Source organism: Streptococcus sp. 151470009-6, assembly GCF_053628175.1.
In genome coordinates, this window is sequence record NZ_JBSEZF010000003.1 from 188,990 (window position 1) to 212,695 (window position 23,706).

The following is a 23,706-nucleotide window of genomic DNA, read 5'->3' on the forward strand; positions in this document are numbered from 1 at the left end:
GATTTTTTCAAAAAGAATCCGAATAGATAGGTAGGAGGAAAAATGAAAGCAGAAATTATTGCTGTAGGAACGGAAATTTTGACAGGGCAGATTGTCAATACCAATGCTCAGTTTTTATCAGAGAAACTAGCCGAAATCGGGGTAGACGTCTACTTCCAAACAGCTGTTGGGGATAATGAAGCTCGTCTTTTGTCCTTGCTTGAGATTGCCAGTCAACGTAGCAATCTTGTGATTTTGACAGGAGGCTTGGGACCAACTGAAGATGATTTGACCAAACAAACGTTGGCAAAATTTTTGGGAAAAGCCTTGGTGTTTGATCCTCAAGCCCAGGAAAAACTCGATCACTTTTTTGCTCGAAGACCAGACTATGCGCGAACCCCCAATAATGAGAGGCAGGCTCAAATTGTAGAAGGGGCAACCCCATTGCCAAATGAGACAGGCTTAGCTGTCGGAGGAGTTTCGGAAGCTGACGGCGTGACTTACGTGGTCCTTCCAGGACCTCCTAGTGAGTTGAAACCCATGATCTTAAATCAGCTCTTACCCAAGTTAATGACTGGTGCTAAGCTCTATTCACGAGTGCTCCGTTTCTTTGGAATTGGAGAAAGTCAGTTGGTGACTATTTTGGCGGACTTGATTGACCAACAAACTGATCCAACTTTGGCTCCTTATGCCAAAACGGGAGAGGTGACCTTGCGCTTGTCTACAAAAGCAGTCAGTCAAGAAAAGGCTGATCAAGCCTTGGACATCTTGGAGAACCAAATTTTGAATCGCCAGACTTTCGATGGACAGTCACTGCGAGACATCTGTTATGGATATGGGGAAGAAACCAGCCTAGCAAGTGTCGTTGTAGAAGAGCTAAAGAAGAGACAGAAAAGCATTACTGCGGCAGAAAGCTTGACGGCAGGTCTCTTTCAAGCGACATTAGCAGACTTTTCAGGTGTGTCATCTATCTTTAATGGCGGTTTTGTTACTTACAGTCTAGAAGAAAAGTCCAAGATGTTGGATATTTCCGAGCAAGAGCTGAAAGAACACGGGGTCGTTTCTGAGTTTACCGCTCGAAAAATGGCAGAGCAGGCACGTCTCAAGACTCAGTCTGACTACGGAGTTAGTTTGACGGGTGTGGCAGGACCAGATAGCCTAGAGGGGCATCCAGCTGGAACCGTCTTTATCGGCTTGGCGCATGCAAAAGGAACAGAGGTTATCAAGGCGAATATCGCAGGACGGAGCCGTGCAGATGTTCGTCATATTGCGGTTATGCATGCCTTTAACCTAGTTCGCAAGGCTTTATTAAGTGACTAAATTTTGGTATAATAAAAGATAGGTCTAAGGACCAGTAGAATATAGGAGAACAAAATGGCGAAAAAACCAACAAAAAAATTAGATGAAATCGGAAAAAAATTTGGAGCTGATCGTGAAAAAGCCTTGAACGATGCTCTTAAATTGATTGAGAAAGACTTTGGTAAAGGCTCAATCATGCGCTTGGGTGAGCGCGCGGAGCAAAAAGTTCAAGTGATGAGTTCAGGTTCATTGGCTCTAGACATTGCTCTTGGTTCAGGTGGTTATCCTAAGGGACGTATCATCGAAATCTATGGACCAGAATCATCTGGTAAAACAACAGTTGCCCTTCACGCTGTTGCGCAAGCTCAAAAAGAAGGCGGTATCGCTGCCTTTATCGACGCGGAACATGCCCTTGATCCAGCCTATGCAGCAGCCCTTGGTGTGAATATTGACGAATTGCTCTTATCACAACCAGACTCAGGTGAGCAAGGTCTTGAAATTGCAGGGAAATTGATTGACTCAGGTGCAGTTGACTTAGTCGTTATCGACTCAGTTGCGGCCCTTGTGCCTCGTGCAGAAATAGATGGTGATATCGGAGACAGCCACGTTGGTTTACAAGCTCGTATGATGAGCCAGGCCATGCGTAAACTCGGAGCTTCTATCAATAAAACCAAAACAATTGCCATCTTTATCAACCAGTTGCGTGAAAAAGTTGGAGTCATGTTTGGAAATCCAGAAACAACACCTGGTGGACGTGCTTTGAAATTCTACGCTTCAGTCCGTTTGGATGTTCGTGGAAGCACACAGATTAAGGGAACTGGTGACCAAAAAGACACCAATGTCGGTAAGGAAACCAAGATCAAGGTCGTGAAAAACAAGGTGGCTCCACCATTTAAGGAAGCCTTTGTTGAAATCATGTACGGAGAAGGGATTTCTAAGACTGGTGAGCTCTTGAAGATCGCAAGTGATCTCGATATCATCCAAAAAGCGGGAGCATGGTACTCTTACAAGGGTGAAAAAATCGGGCAAGGATCTGAAAATGCTAAGAAATACTTGGCAGATCATCCGGAAATCTTTGACGCTATTGACCATCAAGTCCGTGTTCAATATGGGTTGATTGAAGATGAAGAAGCTTCTGATTATAGTCCAGTAGCGGAGACGACTTCTAACCAAGAAGTAACACTTGACCTTGGCGATGATCTTGGAATCGAAATTGAAGAATAAAAATAAAAGTAGCAGATTTTCTGCTACTTTTTTATTTAACTCAAACGAACTAATGATCACTAAAGCGTCTGTATTCGATATGAAAGTCAAAGTAATGTTCATCTTGCAATTTCTGGAAGATGTCACGATAGGCTTCTTCGTCAAAGTGATCGCCACGATAGAGGATTTCAAAACTCAAACCATCGTACTCAAGGGAAGCGTTGGCTGTTTTAAAGCCATTTTGCCGATAGAAGTCCATTCTAGCCTTCCTTTGTTCCAAGTTATCGCATTCTTCATCTAAGCGCTCGACTTCAAGCAACATGGTTCGCTGGTAAAAATCAGTCAGTTTTTCGATAATTTCCTTTCCGTACCCGTGGCTTCGCAAGTGGGGCATGATGGCAAAAAAGCTGATATAAAAGGCTTTTTGATTGGAGATGGCAAAAGCAAATCCAACAAACTCTTCTTGGTTATAAAAGGCAAAGAAGTGGGCGTCATCTCGATCCTGATAGCGTAAAAATTCGGATAAAGGCACGCGTTCCTCTTCGGGGAAAGCTTCATTGTTGAGCTTTTCAACCTTATCAAGATCTGGAAATGCATCGGTTATTAATTGACTGGTCAAACTCATAAATGACCTCCTTTTCTTGATTATAGCAAATTGTCTCTCGGTAGGCAATTGATTTCAAGAAAGCCAAGCAATCCTTGTCGCTCCTCTAGAAAGCTGATATAATAGGTTTATGAATAAGAAAAGAAAAGTGGATTTGGTCAATGGTCCAATCCTTCCTTCGCTGTTAAGCTTTGCCTTTCCAATCTTGCTGTCTAATATCTTTCAACAGCTTTATAATACGGCTGACGTCTTGATTGTAGGGCGATTTCTTGGCCAAGAATCCTTGGCAGCAGTAGGAGCAACAACGGCCATTTTTGACTTGATTATAGGCTTTACGCTTGGTGTTGGAAATGGCATGGGGATCGTCATTGCCCGCTATTATGGGGCTCGTAATTTCACCAAAATCAAAGAAGCGGTTGCTGCAACCTGGATTTTAGGAGGACTTCTAAGTATTTTAGTTATGCTGATGGGATTCGTTGGCCTATATCCACTCTTGCAATATTTAGATACCCCTGCAGAAATCCTCCCCCAATCCTATCAATATATTTCCATGATTGTGACCTGTGTCGGAGTTAGCTTTGCCTATAATCTCTTTGCTGGCTTGTTGCGATCTATTGGTGACAGTCTGGCTGCGCTTGGTTTTCTGATTTTCTCTGCTCTGGTCAATGTGATTCTCGATCTCTATTTTATTACGCAACTGCAACTGGGTGTTCAATCTGCGGGGCTTGCTACCATCATTTCACAAGGGTTATCAGCGGTTCTTTGCTTTTTCTATATCCGTAAGAGTGTTCCAGAACTGCTCCCTCAACTCAAGCATTTCAAATGGGACAAGGCCTTGTATGCGGATCTCTTGGAGCAAGGTTTGGCTATGGGCTTGATGAGTTCGATTGTGTCTATCGGTAGTGTGATTTTACAGTCTTCTGTCAATACTTTTGGAGCCGTGATTATTAGTGCTCAAACAGCGGCGCGACGCATTATGGCCTTTGCTCTGCTTCCCATGACGGCTATTTCTTCTGCCATGACAACCTTTGCTTCTCAGAATCTCGGGGCTAAGCGATCTGACCGCATTGTTCAAGGTCTTCGAATCGGCAGTCGCCTGAGCATGTCCTGGGCAGGCTTTGTCTGTATCTTTCTCTTTTTTGCTAGTCCGACCTTGATTTCCTTCTTGGTCAGTTCAACGGATGGTTACTTGATTGAAAATGGTAGCCTCTACTTGCAGATCAGTTCAGTCTTTTATCCGATTTTGAGTCTCTTGTTGATTTATCGCAATTGCTTGCAGGGCTTGGGCCAAAAAATCCTGCCTCTGGTATCTAGTTTTATCGAACTAATCGGCAAAATCGTTTTTGTGGTCTTGATTATCCCTTGGGCAGGCTATAGGGGAGTCATCCTCTGTGAACCTCTTATCTGGGTTGCCATGACTATCCAACTTTACTTCTCTCTTTTCCGTCACCCCTTGATAAAAGAAGGTAAGGAAATCTTGGCAGCTAAGGAACAATCCTAGCTGGATTTACGAAAGAAAATCCATTTCCTCTAGTGAAAATCAGATGGACTTGTGTTATAATAAGAAAGATTAAAATGTGAAAAAAGGAGATTCCTAATGGGACGTAAATGGGCCAATATCGTAGCCAAGAAAACGGCTAAAGATGGAGCTAACTCTAAAGTATATGCAAAATTTGGTGTAGAAATCTATGTAGCAGCTAAAAAAGGTGATCCGGATCCAGAATCAAACACTGCTTTGAAATTCGTTATCGACCGTGCTAAACAAGCCCAAGTGCCAAAACACGTTATCGATAAAGCGATTGATAAAGCAAAAGGAAACACAGACGAAACCTTTACAGAAAGACGTTACGAAGGATTTGGACCAAATGGTTCTATGCTGATCGTTGACACCTTGACGTCAAACGTCAACCGTACTGCAGCCAATGTCCGTGCTGCCTTTGGTAAAAATGGCGGAAACATGGGTGCTTCAGGTTCAGTTTCATACCTCTTTGATAACAAGGGTGTGATCGTATTTGCTGGTGAAGATGCGGATGCTATCTTTGAACTCTTGCTTGAAGCTGATGTGGATGTGGATGATGTCGAAGCAGAAGATGGAACAATCACTGTTTACACAGCTCCAACTGACCTTCACAAGGCTATCGTTGCTCTTCGTGAGTCAGGCATTGAAGAATTCCAAGTGACAGAACTTGAGATGATTCCTCAGTCAGAAGTGGAATTGTCAGGCGATGACCTTGAAACTTTTGAAAAACTTTACAGCGTCCTTGAAGACGACGAAGATGTACAAAAGATCTATACCAATGTGGATGGATTCTAATATAAAAAGCGAACAGACCTACTAGCTGTTCGCTTTTTATATTGGAGCTCAGACTCTGCTTTCAGAATCGTTTTGTTGCTTGCTTTTTCCTAGACCTAGACCGACTGCATGTTTTTGGACGAGCAAGAGTCGCCCATTGTCATCTTTTGCAAAAGTTAGGGTAACCGTCTTAATTTTGTCACCAATGGAGATATAGGTGACTTTTCTCGTATTGTAACCCCCAATAGTGGAGTCAAACTCGGAGTCTGGCAGTCCGTGTTTTTTGATAATATCCTTGTAGTTGGTGCCACCTTTTCCTTTGTTGTCAAGGTCACCTTCGATTAAGTCGTCAAACTCTTTTTGGGTCCAAGTGAAGGAATCCTCTTCCTCCTCTTCAGGGATGAAATCACTGCTATCATCTGTCAAGTCACTTTCTTCTTCGCGTTCCATTGAGGCACTGGCCTCTCTGTAGGAGCGGTTCAATTCCCTGACAAAATCATTGTAGACATTAGCGTACAGTATCTGGGTTGTAAAGAAAAGGACAATAGAAGCAATTGATAGAGCTGTTCCGATAATGGCCATTGTTTTTCGTTTTTTGAGGTTAACGATAAGGCCGATAATCCCTAGGATTAAAGCGACGATGCCGATGAACAACGATGGATAGTTAATAAACGGGATCCAGGATCCTAAAAGTGAAATGGCTCCAAAAATGGTTGCCAAAATCCCTAAAACTTTTTGTTCTTCTGGTTTCATTTGAAAGTTTTCTCCCTTCATCGAGTGAATGGATATCAATCCACAGTAGTTAGTGCTTATTATAGAGAAAATATCTGCTAATGTCAATTCTGACCAGGATAGTTCTCATAGAAACTTTTTTCTTGACATCTTTTCTGAAAATGATAAAATAGTTCTCATGGAAACTTAATTGTTCTCAAGAGAACTATTTTTATTTGGGAGGAAGCAGATATGGATAAACCGATTTTGGTCTTTAAACGTTTTGGGCATCAAGTTCACCTCATGGTGCAAAAGGAAGCCAAGCGATGTGGTATTGAATTTATGGGTGGACCGCAAGGGCAGGTTCTGCGTTTTTTAGATCATTGTGAACAAAAAGATGAACTGGTCCTGATTAAGGATATCGAGCAGGAACTCAATATTACCAAGTCTGTTGCTAGTAATTTGGTCAAGCGTATGGTACAAAATGGTTTGGTGGAGTTGGAGACCAGTCCAAGTGATAAACGGGCGAAATTTGTTCATTTGACCGAAAAATCACGCTCTCAAATAAATCAAATCAAATCATTCTTTGATCGAATTGACCGTAGTTTACTTGAAGGCATTTCTGAAGAGAATCTCGCAATCTTTGAAAAGGTACTCGGGCAATTGCAAGAAAATGTTGAGAAGATAGGAGGAGAGAATGAAGAAACTCGCTAAACGTATTACAGGAAAAGAATGGGGCATGATTCTCCTGACTGTTCTCTTTACCTGTTTCTCGGTCTATCTCGAGTTAGAGGTACCGACTTATATTTCGCAAATTACAGAATTACTAGGAACGTCTGGAACGCAGTTGGGTGAACTCTGGTCACCAGCTGCGAAGATGATTGGATTGTCTTTATTGGCTTTCTTTTCATCTGTTATGGTTGGTTTCTTTGCTGCTCGCGTTGCAGCGTCTTACACAACTCATTTACGAAGCGATATTTTTAATCGTGTTCTAGATTTCTCGCAGACAGAGATCAAACGTTTTTCAATCCCAAGTCTCTTGACTCGGACGACCAATGATATTACCCAGGTTCAGATGCTCTTTACCATGGGACTCCAGGTGGTTACTCGTGGGCCGATTATGGCTATCTGGGCCATTGGAAAAATCCTTGGGAAATCGGAATACTGGCTCTGGGCGGTCGTTGTGGCTGTTATTGTCAATGTTTTGATGACCACTGTTCTCATGACTCTGGCCTTTCCAAAACAATCGGTCATCCAAAAATTGACAGATAAACTCAATAGTATCACTCGTGAAAGTTTGACGGGGATTCGAGTTGTTCGTGCATACAATGCGGAAGATTATCAAGATGAAAAATTTGAAGCAGCCAACGATGAGGTAACACGTCTCAATCTCTTTGTCAATCGCTTGATGGCCATTATGAATCCCATTATGATGGGGATTTCGAGTGGATTAAGTTTAGCTATTTACTGGATTGGTGCCTATATCATCAACGATGTAAGTTTGACAGAACGTCTGCCCCTCTTTAGCGATATGGTGGTCTTCATGTCCTATGCTATGCAGGTCGTAATGGGCTTCCTGCTCATGGGTGCTCTCTTTATCGTCCTTCCTCGTGCCTTGGTTTCTGCTGGGCGTATCAATCAAGTATTGGATCTGCATTCTTCTATTGAAAATCCTAGTCACCCACAGACGGCAAACCCTTCTGTGAAAGGTCAAGTGGAATTCCGTGATGTAACCTTCCGCTACTCTCAAAACTCAGAAGCAGTTGTGGAACAGGTTACTTTCAAAGCCGAAGCAGGGCAAACCATTGCTTTTATTGGTTCAACTGGATCTGGGAAATCGACACTTGTTAATCTCTTACCTCGTTTTTATGATGTCTCAGCTGGTCAAATCTTAGTCGACGGTGTCAATGTGCAAGATTACGACTTGGAAGATTTGCGCAATAAAGTCGGCTATATCCCTCAAAAAGCTGTGCTCTTTTCTGGAGATGTTAAGGGAAACTTAGACTTTGGTAAGAGTCAAGAAAGTCCTCTAAGTGAACCTGCCATGTGGCAAGCCTTGGAATTAGCTCAATCTAAGAACTTTATCGAGGATAAGGAAGCAGGCCTGGCCTCAGAAGTAGCCCAAGGTGGGACCAACTTCTCAGGAGGTCAAAGACAACGTTTGGCCATTGCACGCGCCTTGGCTCGGAAGCCTGAAATTCTCATTTTTGATGATTCCTTCTCGGCCTTGGACTACAAGACAGACCGGATCTTGCGCCAAGAACTCGCTGAAAAAACACAATCCATGACCAAGCTCATCGTAGCGCAACGGATTTCTACCATTATGGATGCAGACTTGATCTTAGTATTGGATCAAGGAAAAGTCGTAGGACAAGGCACCCACAAGGAACTTCTAGCTACCAATGAAGTTTACCAAGAAATTGCCTATTCACAACTATCGAAGGAGGAATTGGAACATGGAAAATAAGAAAATGTCCTTATGGAAACAGTGTAGACCTTTTCTAGCAGGTCTCCAACTTCCCCTACTAGTCGCAGTTGTCGCAGCTGTATGTTCTAGTATCATCACGGTGTATGGACCAACCAAGATAAAAGAAATCACCAACTTAATCTCAGATGGCTTGATGACTGGAATTGACCTGGAGGCTGTGTCAAGTATTGCTAGCTTTTTGGTTATCCTTTATGTGCTTGGTATTATCCTTAACTATACACAAGCCTATATCTTTTCAACGAGTATCCAACATTTTTCACAACGTTTGCGGAAGGCTATCGCGGAAAAAATCAATCGCTTGCCTCTAGGCTATTTTGACCGTCATTCTCAAGGGGATACCCTTTCGCGCGTGACCAATGATGTGGATACAGCAGCTCAGTCTCTTAACCAAAGTCTAGGGACAGTTATCTCAGCTAGTTTCTTGTTGATTGCTGTTTTGATTACCATGTTTGACATGAACTGGATTTTGGCACTGGTAACCGTTGTCTCAACTCTTATCGGTTTCGTTTTCGTGTCCGTCTTTATGGGCAAGTCACAGGGCTTTTTTAAGAGTCAGCAACAGGATTTGGCAGCTGTAAATGGCTATGTGGAGGAGATGTACTCTGGCCATAATGTGGTGACCAGTTACAATGCTATCGAGAGCACTAAAGAAGAATTTGCGAAATTAAATCATCGCCTATATGACAGTATTTGGAAATCTCAGTTTATTTCAGGAATTATGATGCCAATCATGATATTCATTGGAAACTTTAGCTACGTCTTGGTGATTATCGTTGGTGCAGCCTTGGCATTGAATGGGCACATCAGTATCGGGATTATCGTTGCCTTTATGGCTTACGTGCGTATCTTTTCTCAACCCCTTTCTCAAATTGCCCAAGGAATTACCAGTCTTCAACAGGCTAGCGCAGCCATGGGACGTGTCTTCGAATTTCTAGATGAAGAGGAAATGGCAGATGAATCTCATAAGGACAGACAATTGAGCAACATGAAAGGTGAAGTGGTCTTTGATCAGGTGTCCTTTGGCTACACACCAGAACGCACCATCATCCATGACTTCTCTGCGACAGCGCATGCTGGTCAAAAGATTGCCATTGTTGGACCGACTGGGGCTGGTAAGACAACCATTGTCAATCTTTTGATGAAATTCTATGAGATTGATAAGGGAAGTATTCGCATTGATGGTGTGGATACCAAGGCTATGAAGCGTTCAGAAGTGCACGATGCCTTCTCAATGGTCTTGCAGGATACCTGGCTCTTTGAAGGAACGATTCGAGACAATCTCATCTATAATCAAACAGGGATTAGTGATGAACGAATGATGGAAGCCAGCAAGGCTGTGGGAATCCACCACTTTATTATGACCTTGCCAGATGGTTACGATACTATTTTGGATGACACCGTAACCTTGTCTGTTGGACAGAAACAGCTCTTGACCATCGCTCGTGCTTTGTTGAAAGATGCGCCACTCTTGATTTTGGATGAGGCGACTTCTTCTGTTGATACACGGACAGAGGAATTGATCCAAAAAGCCATGGACCGTTTGATTGAAGGACGCACATCCTTTGTCATTGCCCACCGCTTGTCTACTATCCGAAATGCCGACTTGATTCTTGTCATGAAAGATGGAAATATCATTGAACAAGGCAACCATGAGGAACTGATGGCGCAAGGTGGCTTCTACGCCGACTTGTACAATAGTCAATTTACAGAAGACGAAGCAGAAGAATAAACCTCAGAAGGCTTGACGGCCTTCTTTTTCTGCACTATACTAGAAGACAAGCGCCTCACCTAGAGGTAAAAATAAAATGATAATGAGAAGTATACATGAAAAATTATCAAGAATGGTATAGCAACCTTAGCTCCAAACTAACTAGCCATCCCACCCTTTTATTTCTATTGCTTAATTTCAATCGTTTGATGACAGTAGCTATGCCCCTGGTCTATCTGATCTTGCTAGTCACTACTTACCTGCAACTAGGACTTGGTCAGCAAGTTGAGGTTTATGTGCTTATTCCTGCATCAGGTTTTGTGACTTTGTCCCTGTTTCGTAAGAAAATCAATCACCCACGCCCTTATGAAACTTGGGACATTGACCCCTTACTTGACAAGGATAGTTCGGGACAGTCTATGCCCAGTCGCCATGTCTTTTCGGCAACTATCATCTCCATGGCCTGTTTCCATGCTTGGACTTTGATCGGAACGATCTTGCTTATTTGCTCAGGAGTCTTAGCCTTGATCCGAGTACTAGGTGGTGTTCATTATCCCAAGGATGTCTTGGTTGGCTATGCTTGTGGTCTGGTGTGGGGATTCCTTTTCTTCTTATTTTGACATGTAAGTCAAGCTAGTCCTACAACCACTTACTGCTTCAAATTGACCACTTGCTTTTTTGCCCTTGTATTCCTCATTTAGCTTTGATATAGTAGAGTCAGAAAGGAGATGTGATGAAGTTACGAATTGAGATTGACGACAATTTAGAAGAAACTGAAATTGTCATCAAGACCCCTGCTTTGACAGATGAAATTGCAGATTTGCAGCGACTCTTGCAAGAGTCAAAGGCTCCGAGGTTGACTTTTTACAAGGGGACAGGTGAATATTACCTAGACCTTTCAGAAATTCTCTTCTTTGAAACAGAAGGGAGCAAGATCTACGCTCATAACCAGAAGGAAGCCTATGAAGTACGTCTCAAGCTTTATGAGTTGGAGTCCATCTTGCCTCGCTATTTTAGTCGAGTATCCAAGTCAACGATCGCAAACATCCGTCAGATCTATTCAGTGGACAAGTCCTTTTCAGGAACGGGCACCATTTCCTTTTATCAGACCCACAAGGAGGTTCATGTCTCACGGCATTACCAATCCCTCCTAAAAGAAAATCTAAGAAACATGAGGTAACAGACATGAAAAAGAAAGCATTTGGTATTGTTTTATTGGTTTTAGCAGCTTGGATCTTGCTGCAAGGAAATTTTGGCATTCCTTCTTTGGATGGTAAGATATGGCCTTTGATTGGTATCGCCTTTTTTGCTTACCAATCAGTTGAAGCTTTGCTTCGTCGTCATCTAACATCAGCAGTTTTTACCGCTCTAGTAGCCTTAATGATTGCGAATCATTTTTATAACATTTTTCCTATTCCAAACCAGTCTTTGTTTTGGGCTAGTATCTTAGCAGTGCTAGGAGTTGGCTATCTGACGCATTCAAGTAAGTTTTGGTACGGCAAAAAATGGTGGTACAACAGTGAGCGAACAGTCGTCACAGATAAGGAAGTCGCTTTTGGTAGTGGAACCTTTTATAAACAAGATCAAGATCTTGTAGATGACCAAGTTGAAGTCGCTTTTGGAGATGCAAAAATCTACTATGATAACGCAGAGATGTTAGGTGATTTTGCTACTCTGAATATCGAAGTGGCTTTTGGTAATGCAACAGTCTATGTTCCGCAACACTGGCGTGTAGACTTGAAAGTAGAAACATCCTTTGGCGCAGCTAAGGCGGACGCTCCTCTAGCGCCGACTAGTAAAACTTTGATTATTCGTGGAGAAGTGGCCTTTGGTAAACTTGGCGTTGTTTATGTTAAATAAAAAAATAGTTTAGGCCCTTGATAAATTCAAGAAAGTGTGATAACATAGTACGGTATGTGGTGCTAGCACATCCGCTATATTAGATCTAATAGGAGGAAAACACAATGGCTAAAGTATGTTACTTTACAGGTCGTAAGACTGTATCAGGAAACAACCGTTCACACGCGATGAACCAAACAAAACGTGCCGTAAAACCAAACCTTCAAAAAGTTACTGTTCTTATCGATGGTAAACCTAAAAAAGTTTGGGCTTCAGCTCGTGCTTTGAAATCAGGTAAAGTTGAACGCGTTTAATAAAAATGAAAAGACCTAACTGGTCTTTTTCTTTTGCTCTAAGTATAAAACCATTTGAAAAATAGAGTAAATATCCGCCGATACAGCATTCTGCTTTTACACTTGGGCTGAAATATGATAAAATAGAGTATCAACAATTTGAGGTAAAAAAAATGACTGTAAAAATTAATACAAAAGATGGTCAAATCGAACTGACAGATGAAGTGATTGCAACCGTTGTAGGTGGTGCAGCAACTGAGATTTTTGGTGTGGTCGGTATGGCTAGTAAAAATGCCCTCAAAGATAATTTCCAAGCCCTTCTTGGTAAGGAAAATTATGCAAAAGGCGTTGTCGTAAAAGCAGCCGAGGATGGCAGCATTGCAGTTGATGTTTATACCGTGTTGAGCTACGGAACAAAGATTAGTGAAGTCTCAAAAAACATCCAAGAGAGCGTTCGTTTTAGTTTGGAAAACCAACTAGGAATTACTGCTCAGACTGTGAATGTCTACATTCAAAATATCAAAGTTGTAGGAGAATAATCGTGTCAAAAATTACTACCAGCTTATTTCAAGAGATGGTGCAGGCTGCATCAACTCGTTTGAATAAGCAAGCAGAATATGTCAATTCATTGAACGTCTTTCCAGTTCCAGATGGAGATACTGGGACAAACATGGGAATGACCATCGAAAATGGTGCCAAAGAAGTAGCAGATAAGCCGGCTTCTACAGTTGGAGAAGTGGCGAGCATTCTTGCTAAGGGGCTCTTGATGGGTGCGCGTGGAAACTCAGGAGTTATCACGTCTCAACTTTTCCGTGGCTTCTCTCAAGCTATCAAAGATAAAGACGAGTTAACAGGTCAAGACTTGGCTCTTGCTTTCCAATCTGGTGTCGAGGTAGCCTACAAGGCCGTTATGAAACCAGTCGAAGGAACTATTTTGACAGTTTCTCGTGGTGCTGCCATTGGTGCCAAGAAAAAAGCGGAACAGACAGATGATGCTGTTGAGGTCATGCGTGCAGCCTTGGAAGGAGCTAAAACAGCTCTTGCCAAAACACCAGACATGCTTCCAGTTTTGAAAGAAGTTGGTGTTGTGGACTCAGGTGGTCAAGGTTTGGTCTTCATCTACGAAGGTTTCCTATCAGCTCTTACTGGTGAATACAGTGCGTCTGAGGACTTTGTAGCAACTCCAGCTAATATGGGTGAAATGATCAATGCTGAACACCACAAGTCAGTAGCTGGACATGTCGCAACAGAAGATATCACTTTTGGTTACTGTACTGAGATTATGGTTGCCCTTAAACAAGGTCCAACTTATGCCAAAGATTTTGACTATGATGAATTCCGCAACTACTTGAATGACCTAGGGGATTCTCTTCTTGTCGTCAACGATGATGAAATCGTCAAAGTCCACGTCCATACAGAAGATCCAGGTCTTGTTATGCAAGAAGGCCTTAAATATGGTAGCTTGGTCAAGGTTAAAGTAGATAATATGCGCAACCAACACGAAGCTCAAGTAGAAAAAGAAGCTCAAGTCAGCAAGCCAGCTGAAGAGAAGGAATACGCCCTTATCGCAGTAGTAGCTGGTCAAGGTTTAGCAGATATCTTCCGTGCCCAAGGTGTGGATTATGTCATTGAAGGTGGTCAGACGATGAATCCTTCAACAGAAGACTTTATCAAGGCTGTTGAACAGGTCAATGCTCGCAACATTATCTTCTTGCCAAACAACAAAAATATCTTTATGGCAGCTCAGTCTGCGGCTGAAGTGCTTGAACAACCTGCAGTTGTGGTAGAAGCACGTACAATTCCTCAAGGTTTGACCAGCCTTCTTGCCTTTGACCCAAGCAAATCAATCGAAGAAAACAAAGAACGCATGACTGCAGCCCTTGGTGATGTCGTAAGTGGTAGTGTAACAACAGCCGTTCGTGATACAACTATCGATGGATTAGCAATTCATGAAAATGACAATCTTGGTATGGTAGATGGGAAAATCCTCGTGTCAAATCCTGACATGCACCAAACCTTGACAGAAACTTTGAAACATATGTTGGACGAAGATAGTGAAATCGTGACTTTCTATGTCGGTGAAGACGGAAGCGAAGAACTTGCCAATGAAATTGCCCAAGAAATCGCAGAAGAATTTGAAGATGTTGAAGTAGAGATTCACCAAGGTCAACAACCTGTATATCCATATCTTTTCAGTGTGGAATAGGAGACTTTGAATGAAGAAAGTTTTAGGATTAGTTTTTGCGGCGTTACTTGCTCTTGCTGGCTGTGGTCAAACCAACACCGCAAAAACAGATTCAAGTAGTACAGCAAGTTCGGTTGATTCATCTACAAAGTCAAGTCAGGTGAAAGAAGAAATCAAGGAAACGACCAAAGTTCTCAAAGGAAGAATTGATAACTCCGATGTTACTCTGACTTTAGTTTACACAGATGTTGTAAAACGATACAAGATGGATATGTTGGGAGAATTTGGAGAGGAAATTCCTGCAGAAATTACTCTGGAAGAATTTCAAGAAGTCTTTCGCGAAGCTGCGGAAAGCTCTCCAGAGTATCTTGAAATCAAGGACGAGCCAGGTGTTAAGGTTGAATATTTTATCACCGATAATAAAAAGATGAGAATAGTTATCGATCTTGACCTTGAGAAAGCAGATATGGATAGAGTTAAAAAGACTTATTTCTTTAAATCGCTTGAGGATAGTGTAGAAGACTTTAAGAAACCGAATACTCTGATTGCTGGTTTAAAGTTACAAGGATTTAGAGAAGAATAAACGAAAGAGGCTGGGACAATAGTCCCTTATCTCCAAAAAAAGGTTCTTTATCAACTGTAGTGGGTTGAAGAAAAGCTAAGATGTAGAGAAGTTTCAGCGACCATCATTTTTGAGCACTGATAGTACTTGAAACGACGCTTTTTCAGGAGAATTCTAGTAGGCAGACCAGTCGTTTCAAGGTAATGAATTTTAGACGGTTTTTGAAAGTCATATTTCCTCATCAGACTTCCACAATCAGGGCAATCTGGCACATCGTAGTCCAGTTTAGCGATGATTTCCTTGTGTATATCCATATTGATGATATCCACAATCTTGATGTTAGGATCTTTAATATCGAGTAGTTTTGTGATAAAATGTAATTGTTCCATATGATTCTTTCTAATGATGGTTTGGTTGCTTTTCATTATAGATCTTATGGGACTTTTTTCTACAACAAAATAGGCTCCATGATATCCATAGGGGATTTACCCACTACAAATATTATAGAGCCGAAAATAACAGAAGGAAGCTGAACTGACAGCTTCCTTTTTCTATGCAATTTGACCTACCAATAAATTTATATTGAAACAAACCTTCTATTGGAAATTCTATTTACTATAAGTTATAATGATAAAGCTGTTATATTAGATTAAGTATGAATATAAAGGAGAAATGATGAAGAAAAAAATTTTTAATCAATCTTTTTCCCGCTTTTCAATTAGAAAGTTAAGTGTTGGGACTTGCTCGGTATTGTTAGGAACCTTTATGGTGATGGCTACTTCTCCAGTGCAAGCGGATGAAGCTCAAGTCAACAATAAGGAACAACAAACGCAGGCGGAAATTCAACAGAAGGAAAAAAGTGCTGAGAATGGACAGGAAGTCCTTTCTGAACCTCAAAAAGAGGTAACACAGAACGAAGCAGTTAAGGACCGGAAGGATAAAACTGAACCGTCCAAAACAGAAGTATCTGAACCAGTCGCTCAGAGCCAACCAGTTTCACAAGTTGATAATACGAAGGAAACGAGTCGACCTTCTTTAGATGAGGGGAAAAAGCAATCTCTAGAATCAACTCAAACTGAGCAGAAAAGCAAGGAAGAAAGCGGATCTAGTGGGAAAACTTCTTCTAGACGCAAGAGATCGCTAGATGAAGTCAATGCTGCATTTCAAGCTCATTCGCCAATCAAAGATATCCATGCGGTAGATAGTGTCCGTGAATCCTTGACCTTTAGTATTACTGGACACGAAGCAGACTATTCTGGTGGGTATATCAAAATTCATTTCCAAAATGGGAAAGCTATTAAATTGGCCCCTTCTCCTGTCGGTGGTGTAAAGTTCAGTCAAGAAAAAATAAATGGAGACCTTGATTTAAAGATAGAACCCGTTAATCTGAGAGGTGGAGCAAACTATAACTTCGTCTATACTTTTCAGATAGATCCTTTGACTCAGAACTGGGGAGGTGCTGTCCAAGCCATTGGGCCGGACCATAAAGTGACCGCCACTGCTAAGCTCTATGACAAAAATGGCAATGTCCTCAAAGAACTTGGAAGCATTGAACACACGTGGAAAGTCTTAGAAAACGGTGTAGGGGGTCTGACACCAATGTCTAACAATCAGGTCATTGGCTACGATCGAAATAACGATGGTATTGTTGACGAAGATTCGTCTGTTGTATCCTACTATCTATTTAATGGTGCAAAAGATCCTAAGAATAATACGGCAAGAAATGATTACTTCAACTATGGGAATGGTGTCTTTGATGGTCGTATGATCAATGGTATGGGAATTAATGATGTCGGTGGGCATATCATTGATCCTGTCACATCTTATACCTATAATATAGAGTTAAAAGAAGGATATGAGCTGACAGATGAAGCCAAAGCTCTAGGATGGACTGCCGATGCGACGGGTTACCATCTGACTATTAATAGAGCAAATAATCCGCTTCAAGATATGAATAACAATAAAAACAAGCTCATTCCAATTTCTTTCAAGTTAAAGAATGCCAAAGTAGCAGATATTGATAGAAAAGCGCAAAACCTAACAGTGACGGGTATCTATACAAAAGCAGATGGGACTAGCTATCAAAATACGGTCGTTCTGCCTTATACTCTCCTTGTTCAAAAAACAGACCAGTCAGAGTCTTCTCTCTTTGAGTTTAGACACTATAATCAGTCTGACTCGGAGATAATTCGTTCTTATGGTGAAACAGAATACCGTTCTAATGTTCGACTTTCATCAGTTGCTGAGGTTGAAAAAGATTATCCTATCAATGACTACACGGTCACCCATAAAATACAGGATTCACGAGAGTCTTATCGAGAAGTCAATGCGATTGAGGATCGTTATTGGAATGAATTTTTCTCCTCACCGGATGCATCCGTAGAAGTATACAATAAAGCGACAGGTGAGTTATTAGGGACTTTTAACAGTAGCACTCGTAGTCTACGATTGACGGAAGAGCAAGATGTGAAGGAGCTAGAGTACAAGTTTAAAAATATCAAGATGAGGAAGTCCTCGACAAATGATACTTCTACACTCTTTTTCCAGACCAAAACGCGCTTTAATAATTGGGAAAGTCTGTATAAGGATTCGACGATTAGTAAGTTGGATTCTAGAACGGATTTCACTTTTAAGAATACTGGAAACACTGTTTCCTTCTCTCAAACAGCTTCAGCCGAATTGACGCGTGTTATCCAGCAAATTTCAATGGTTGGACGCCGTCGGACAGATGTTTTCAATCGACATACAGATGCTTCTGGTTTTAAGCAAGATTTTATCACAACGACTGCTGGTAGAAATACACCTACCCAGAATTTCGCAAATTTGACGGGAGTTTACCATTTGGCCTATTTGGCTGATCCACAATTAAACTTTAGTGGGAATCCTAATTTTAAGGTCTATTATAATTACAAAGATACTGGGAAAACTCTCTACTATGCTCAAGTAAAGGGAACCCCAGACTCCCCTATGCCCCCATCGCTTTTGAAATTGGAAAACAAGACGATTCCAAATGGGACCTATACCTATAAAGCAATTGCTTTCTGGGACGAAGAACTTCCAGATGTTCAAGCTCAAAATGGTTATGATCTAGGTGAATTGGATGGTATTACCGTTACTTCGAAAAATTCGACATCTCATGACTTCAATGTGGTCGTACAGGCGTCGGAAGCGAGCGGTGTCTACTCTGAAGTGAAGAGAGCTACAAATCAGCACTTTGCCTATAATACCCAAGAACACTATCCTGGTGATGAGATTGATTTCAGAGTGACCTATAAAAACGCAGCTAAACAGTCAGTTTCAGATGTATATGTCTTATCTTCTTTGCCGATGAAAGGTGATAAACAGCTGGAATCAAGAAATCGTGGTTCTGAATTTACAGTGAGTTTGACAAAAGCTCTAACCCCACCTTCAGGCTGGGAAGTTCAATATAGTCGTACTGCGGGCAATGCTGCAGAAATTAATGCTTCACAATGGCTCACTGCAGAACAGGTATCGGATTGGTCGGAGATTCGTGCAGTTCGTTGGCATTCGACTGCACCGGTTGCTGCTGGAAGTAGGGTTCAGTTTAATATTGATGGAGCAGTTATCGAGCAAAATACAACCTCAGGTGCGAGAGCTTATCTTTCTTCGGCTCTGGCAAATGGTAGTTCCAAGTACACTGAGTCCAATAATGTTTCAATCCAAATGTCCACCAAACTGTCATCTGCAAGTTTCACCTTTGTGGATGTAAATGATCCGTCTAAGGAAGTGCAACTAGGACAGGTAGACACAGTTGTAGGAAAACCTAATGGACCAATTTCTTATGATCCTGCTCGTCGAATTAAGGAATTGGAAGATGCAGGATATGAACTGATCAGTAACGATTTTACAGATCATACCTTTGGTGACTCGGCTAGTCCAAAACAATTCAAGTTTCAGTTTAGACACAAGATTACAGAACTAACCGAAACTGTTCGTGGAACTCGCGAGGTTGATTTTGAATATCTCAAAAAAACAAACCATTCTGATTTATCACTCCTCCCTCCAAAACATGTTGAGACTCATTCGTTTACTCGAACTAAGAGAATTGATCAGGTTTTGGCGAAACGGCAACCAAATGATGCGACAGCAGGTGTGACATACTCAGCCTGGTCTGCAGACCAAACTTGGTCTCAAGTGATTTCTCCTGAAATTCCTGGCTATTATCCAAGAGAGGATATTGACGCAAACACAATGTCGGGAGAAGGAGCTCTCTATGAATATTTAATGAACGCGGATGATCCTAGAGATGAAGAGTTGGAAAAAGAATTTACCTGGTTTCGGGTGGTGTATTATGTTCCGCTTCCAGTTGTACCTTCAGCAAGTGCAGCGAAATCTAAAGGCCTTCAAGGGCAGAAGCAGGCAGCGACGATTCAATTTGATGAGGATAGAGCAAGCGAGAGCGAGGTCCACTTTACAAAAGGGACAACAACCATTAATGGAGCAAAGAAATCCGTCGAACTAGTCCAAAGTAGTGTTTTTCTTTATGATGAGAATGGGCAAAAGGTAACTTCGCTAACCATTGCCGACCAAGGGACGTATGATTTAGATCTTGTAAATAAAACAATTGTCTTTACTCCACTGAAAACCTTCTATGGTCCAGCAACTCCAGTTCGAGTTGGAGTGGTGGATAAAAATGGAGAGTCGACTGTAACGACCTATACCCCAGTTGTTGAGAAAGTAACACCGACTGGTACAGGTGATAAGACAGAAGGCCTTCAAGGTCAGGTCCAAGAAGGTAAAGTCAGCTTCACCCCAGGTCATGATTCTGTTCCATTCCCAGCTGATTCAACTCCACTATTTGACAATGGTACAACTGTGAAAGAAGTGCCAAATGTTGGTAAGTTCGAAGTGGACGCAGACGGTAAGGTAACCTTCACTCCAGACAAACAGTTCAAGGGTGAAACACCAGAACTTGAATTGACTCGTGTGGATGCCAACGGCACTCCTGTTACAGTCAAGTACCAAGCAGTAGTGAAAGAAGTAACCCCTACAGGAACGAACGCAACCAGCACAGGCCCTCAGGGTGTTCCACAAACAGGAACTCCAAGCTTCCAAGGTGGTGATCCACTGGTTCCAATCGATGAAACAGTCGATCCAACCTTTGAAGATGGAAGCAAAGAGAAATCTATTCCAGGCCAAGGAACCTACACGATTGCACCAGATGGAACTGTAACTTTCACTCCAGACAAACAGTTTGTCGGAAACCCAGATCCAGTAACGGTTAAACGCGTTGATAAGAATGGAACTCCAGTCACTGCGACTTACAGTCCAGGGTTTACGAAAGTAACACCGACTGGTACAGGTGATAAGACAGAAGGTCTGCAAGGACAGGTCCAAGAAGGTAAAGTGACTTTTACTCCAGGCCATGACTCGGTTCCATTCCCAGCAGCTTCAACTCCACTATTTGACAATGGTACAACTGTGAAAGAAGTGCCAAATGTTGGTAAGTTCGAAGTGGACGCAGACGGTAAGGTGACCTTTACTCCTGATAAACAGTTCAAGGGTGAAACACCTGAACTTGAATTGACTCGTGTGGATGCTAACGGAACTCCTGTTACTGTCAAGTACCAAGCGGTGGTGAAAGAAGTAATCCCAACTTCAACGGACGCCACTTCAAATGGTATCCAAGGTCAACCGCAAAAAGGTACCCCAACCTTCACAGAAGGTAATCCATTGGTTCCAATTGATGATACGAAACCAATGACTTTCGAAGATGGACAGTCAACGAAAACCGTTTCAGGTGTAGGTGAATACAGCATCAATCCAGATGGCTCTATCACCTTTACGCCAGAAAAACAATATGTTGGTACTCCAGCTCCAGTCACAGTCAGACGTGTGGATAAGAATGGTACCCCAGTTACTGCGACTTATACCCCAACAGTGACTAAGGTAACCCCTACAGGAACTGGCGCAACCAGCACAGGTCCTCAGGGTGTTCCACAAACCGGGACTCCAACGTTTGCTGGTGGTGATCCACTGGTTCCAATTGATGAAACAGTTGAGCCAACCTTCGCAGATGGAAGCAAGGAAAAAGTGACTCCAGAACAAGGAACCTACACAATTGCGCCAGATGGAACTGTAACCTTCACTCCAGACAAGCAGTTTGTCGGAAACCCAGATCCAATCACAGTGAAACGTGTGGATAAGAATGGCACTCCAGTGACTGCGACCTACAGTCCAGAGTTCACGAAAGTAACACCAACTGGTACGGGAGATAAGACAGAGGGTCTGCAAGGTCAGGTTCAAGAAGGTAAAGTGACCTTCACCCCAGGTCATGACTCGGTTCCATTCCCAGCAGATTCGACTCCACTATTTGACAATGGAACAGCTGTGAAGGAAGTGCCAAATGTTGGTAAGTTCGAAGTGGACGCAGACGGCAAGGTGACCTTCACCCCAGATAAGCAGTTCAAGGGTGAAACACCAGAACTTGAATTGACTCGTGTGGATGCCAACGGCACTCCTGTTACTGTCAAGTACCAAGCGGTGGTGAAAGAAGTAATCCCAACTTCAACGGACGCCACTTCAAATGGTATCCAAGGTCAACCGCAAAAAGGTACCCCAACCTTCACAGAAGGGAATCCATTGGTTCCAATTGATGATACGAAACCAATGACTTTCGAAGATGGACAGTCAACGAAAACCGTTTCAGGTGTAGGTGAATACAGCATCAATCCAGATGGCTCTATCACCTTTACGCCAGAAAAACAATATGTTGGTACTCCAGCTCCAGTCGCAGTCAAACGTGTAGATAAGAACGGTACAGAGGTTACTGCGACTTATACATCAACAGTGACTAAGGTCACTCCTACAGGAACTGGCGCAACCAGCACAGGTCCTCAGGGTGTTCCACAAACCGGGACTCCAACGTTTGCTGGTGGTGATCCACTGGTTCCAATTGATGAAACAGTTGAGCCAACCTTCGCAGATGGAAGCAAAGAGAAATCTATTCCAGGTCAAGGGACTTACACGATTGCGCCAGACGGAACAATGACCTTCACACCAAACAAGCAGTTTGTCGGAACCCCAGATCCAGTCACAGTGAAACGAGTAGATAAGAATGGCACCCCAGTTACTGCAACTTACAGTCCAGAGTTTACGAAAGTAACCCCAACTGGAACCGGTGCAACCAGCACAGGTCCTCAAGGACTTCCACAAACCGGCACCCCAACCTTCCAAGGTGGTGACCCACTGGTTCCAATCGATGAAACAGTAGAGCCAACCTTCGCAAATGGAAGCAAAGAGAAATCTATTCCAGGTCAAGGAACTTACACGATTGCACCAGACGGAACTGTAACTTTCACTCCAGATAAACAGTTTGTTGGAAACCCAGCTCCAGTTACAGTGAAGCGTGTGGATAAGAATGGCACCCCAGTCACTGCGACTTACAGCCCAGAGTTTACGAAAGTAACACCAACTGGTAAAGATACTTCTTCAGTTAACATTAAGGGGCTTGTTCAAACAGGAACTCCAAGCTTCCAAGGTGGTAATCCGCTTGTTCCAATCGATGAAACAGTGGCAGCAACATTTGAAAATGGATCAACTGAAAAAGTGATTCCAGGTGAAGGAACTTATGCTATCTCACCAGATGGCACCGTCACCTTCACTCCAGAAGCTAATTTTGTAGGAAAAGGAACAGGCGTAACGATTGTTCGCAAGGATAAGAACGGTACTCCAGTTACTGCAAGCTATCGTCCAACAGTTGTAGATCCATCTACTGGTCATGACACGACTTCTACAGGAGCAAAAGGCCAACCACAAGTGGCAACACCAGTGTTTGAAGGACATATCGATTCGACTGTTCCACCAACCTTTGAGTATGGTAGCACGACTATGGTTGTTCCGGGTGAAGGAAGCTATACAATTGATAAAGATGGTAAGATTACCTTTACTCCAGAACCAGACTTTGTTGGTAGAGCCAAAGGATTGGTTGTGAAACGTTTGGATATGTATGGAAATGTAGTTACTGCTCGCTACACACCAACTGTCCTTGGACAAACACAAGTGAGTGATGCGACATCAGAAGGTCTTAAAGGTCAAACTCAGACTGGTAAACCAAACTTTACAGGTGATGTCGATCTGACAGTTCCGCCAACCTTTGAAGATGGAACAACTGAAAAAGTCGTTCCAGGTGAAGGAACTTATGTAATCTCACCAGATGGCACCGTCACCTTTACCCCTGAGGCAGACTTTGTAGGACAAGCAAAAGGTGTGAAAGTGATCCGTAAAGATCGCAATGGAAATAACCTTTCAGGATTCTATACTCCAACAGTAGTAGAACTTCCAGAGCAAGTGAAGCCGTCTGATAAAAAAGAACTTTCAGTAGCTGATTCAAAACCAGATCAATTGACTCAAAACATCTCTGTAGAAAAAAATCAACTTCCAAATACAGGAAGTCAAGAAGATGGTTTGAAAAATCTAGGAATTCTAACCGCCCTAGCAGGTGTCATGACACTTGGATTGCTAGGTAAAAAGAAACGAAACGATGAATCAGACTAATCATTTTTAAGAACCGAGAAATCGG

The 23,706-nt window shown here is 42.4% G+C and carries 17 protein-coding genes and 1 pseudogene; 15 read left to right on the forward strand and 3 right to left on the reverse strand.

Annotated elements, in window-relative coordinates; genetic code table 11:
• Window positions 1-42 precede the first annotated feature (42 nt).
• Together ACUW6H_RS06000 and recA are read left to right on the forward strand one after the other, a co-directional pair.
• Entirely contained in the window at window positions 43-1,299 is a 1,257-nt protein-coding gene (locus ACUW6H_RS06000) for a competence/damage-inducible protein A (RefSeq protein WP_454362805.1), read from the forward strand.
• A 54-nt stretch (window positions 1,300-1,353) separates the two neighbouring features.
• On the forward strand, window positions 1,354-2,502 hold the full coding sequence (gene recA / locus ACUW6H_RS06005) for a recombinase RecA (protein ID WP_454362807.1): 1,149 nt from the start codon (window positions 1,354-1,356) through the stop codon (window positions 2,500-2,502).
• A 49-nt stretch (window positions 2,503-2,551) separates the two neighbouring features.
• Here the strand turns inward: recA and ACUW6H_RS06010 are convergent, their stop codons facing one another.
• On the reverse strand, window positions 2,552-3,106 hold the full coding sequence (locus ACUW6H_RS06010; RefSeq protein WP_454362809.1) for a GNAT family N-acetyltransferase: 555 nt from the start codon (window positions 3,104-3,106) through the stop codon (window positions 2,552-2,554).
• A gap of 109 nt (window positions 3,107-3,215) precedes the next feature.
• Here ACUW6H_RS06010 and ACUW6H_RS06015 point away from each other — a divergent pair, with 109 nt between their 5' ends.
• Together ACUW6H_RS06015 and ACUW6H_RS06020 are read left to right on the forward strand one after the other, a co-directional pair.
• A complete protein-coding gene (locus ACUW6H_RS06015; protein WP_454362811.1) occupies window positions 3,216-4,586 on the forward strand; it encodes an MATE family efflux transporter in 1,371 nt (456 codons plus the stop codon).
• Window positions 4,587-4,682: 96 nt separating this feature from the next.
• Window positions 4,683-5,399, forward strand: coding sequence for a YebC/PmpR family DNA-binding transcriptional regulator (locus tag ACUW6H_RS06020; protein WP_454362813.1), 717 nt, complete (start codon window positions 4,683-4,685; stop codon window positions 5,397-5,399).
• 48 nt (window positions 5,400-5,447) lie between these two features.
• On the opposite strand, the gene ACUW6H_RS06025 is transcribed toward ACUW6H_RS06020, so the two are convergent.
• Window positions 5,448-6,152, reverse strand: coding sequence for a DUF4190 domain-containing protein (locus ACUW6H_RS06025; RefSeq protein WP_454362815.1), 705 nt, complete (start codon window positions 6,150-6,152; stop codon window positions 5,448-5,450).
• A 189-nt stretch (window positions 6,153-6,341) separates the two neighbouring features.
• Between ACUW6H_RS06025 and ACUW6H_RS06030 the strand changes: the two genes are divergently transcribed.
• The 10 genes from ACUW6H_RS06030 (at window position 6,342) to ACUW6H_RS06075 (ending at window position 15,185) form a co-directional block, all read left to right on the forward strand.
• Complete coding sequence (locus tag ACUW6H_RS06030; protein WP_454362817.1) at window positions 6,342-6,803, forward strand: MarR family winged helix-turn-helix transcriptional regulator; 462 nt, start codon at window positions 6,342-6,344, stop codon at window positions 6,801-6,803.
• A complete protein-coding gene (locus ACUW6H_RS06035; protein WP_454362819.1) occupies window positions 6,787-8,556 on the forward strand; it encodes an ABC transporter ATP-binding protein in 1,770 nt (589 codons plus the stop codon). Before ACUW6H_RS06030 ends, ACUW6H_RS06035 begins: the two co-directional genes overlap by 17 nt.
• Window positions 8,546-10,306 (forward strand): ABC transporter ATP-binding protein, encoded by a 1,761-nt coding sequence (locus ACUW6H_RS06040; protein ID WP_454362821.1) that lies wholly within the window; start codon window positions 8,546-8,548, stop codon window positions 10,304-10,306. The genes ACUW6H_RS06035 and ACUW6H_RS06040 overlap by 11 nt, the downstream gene beginning before the upstream one ends.
• 95 nt (window positions 10,307-10,401) lie before the next feature.
• On the forward strand, window positions 10,402-10,905 hold the full coding sequence (locus ACUW6H_RS06045; RefSeq protein WP_454362823.1) for a phosphatase PAP2 family protein: 504 nt from the start codon (window positions 10,402-10,404) through the stop codon (window positions 10,903-10,905).
• Between the two features lie 113 nt (window positions 10,906-11,018).
• Window positions 11,019-11,465 carry a LytTR family DNA-binding domain-containing protein gene (locus ACUW6H_RS06050; RefSeq protein ID WP_247945940.1) on the forward strand — a complete coding sequence of 149 codons (447 nt, stop codon included), beginning with the start codon at window positions 11,019-11,021 and terminating at the stop codon, window positions 11,463-11,465.
• 5 nt (window positions 11,466-11,470) lie between these two features.
• The gene (locus ACUW6H_RS06055) at window positions 11,471-12,145 is read left to right on the forward strand and encodes a LiaF transmembrane domain-containing protein (protein WP_061407284.1); all 675 of its coding nucleotides are present in this window, start codon (window positions 11,471-11,473) and stop codon (window positions 12,143-12,145) included.
• A 104-nt stretch (window positions 12,146-12,249) separates the two neighbouring features.
• Entirely contained in the window at window positions 12,250-12,438 is a 189-nt protein-coding gene (gene rpmB / locus ACUW6H_RS06060) for a 50S ribosomal protein L28 (RefSeq protein WP_001140948.1), read from the forward strand.
• A gap of 152 nt (window positions 12,439-12,590) precedes the next feature.
• Window positions 12,591-12,956 carry an Asp23/Gls24 family envelope stress response protein gene (locus ACUW6H_RS06065; protein ID WP_000216432.1) on the forward strand — a complete coding sequence of 122 codons (366 nt, stop codon included), beginning with the start codon at window positions 12,591-12,593 and terminating at the stop codon, window positions 12,954-12,956.
• Between the two features lie 2 nt (window positions 12,957-12,958).
• Window positions 12,959-14,623 carry a DAK2 domain-containing protein gene (locus tag ACUW6H_RS06070; protein ID WP_454362959.1) on the forward strand — a complete coding sequence of 555 codons (1,665 nt, stop codon included), beginning with the start codon at window positions 12,959-12,961 and terminating at the stop codon, window positions 14,621-14,623.
• Between the two features lie 10 nt (window positions 14,624-14,633).
• The gene (locus ACUW6H_RS06075; RefSeq protein WP_096408376.1) at window positions 14,634-15,185 is read left to right on the forward strand and encodes an SP0191 family lipoprotein; all 552 of its coding nucleotides are present in this window, start codon (window positions 14,634-14,636) and stop codon (window positions 15,183-15,185) included.
• A gap of 83 nt (window positions 15,186-15,268) precedes the next feature.
• On the opposite strand, the pseudogene ACUW6H_RS06080 reads toward ACUW6H_RS06075, so the two are convergent.
• Window positions 15,269-15,553, reverse strand: a pseudogene (locus ACUW6H_RS06080) (transposase family protein); the annotation flags it as partial.
• A gap of 283 nt (window positions 15,554-15,836) precedes the next feature.
• Between ACUW6H_RS06080 and ACUW6H_RS06085 the strand changes: the two are divergent.
• Window positions 15,837-23,681 (forward strand): YSIRK-type signal peptide-containing protein, encoded by a 7,845-nt coding sequence (locus ACUW6H_RS06085; RefSeq protein WP_454362961.1) that lies wholly within the window; start codon window positions 15,837-15,839, stop codon window positions 23,679-23,681.
• Window positions 23,682-23,706 lie beyond the last annotated feature (25 nt).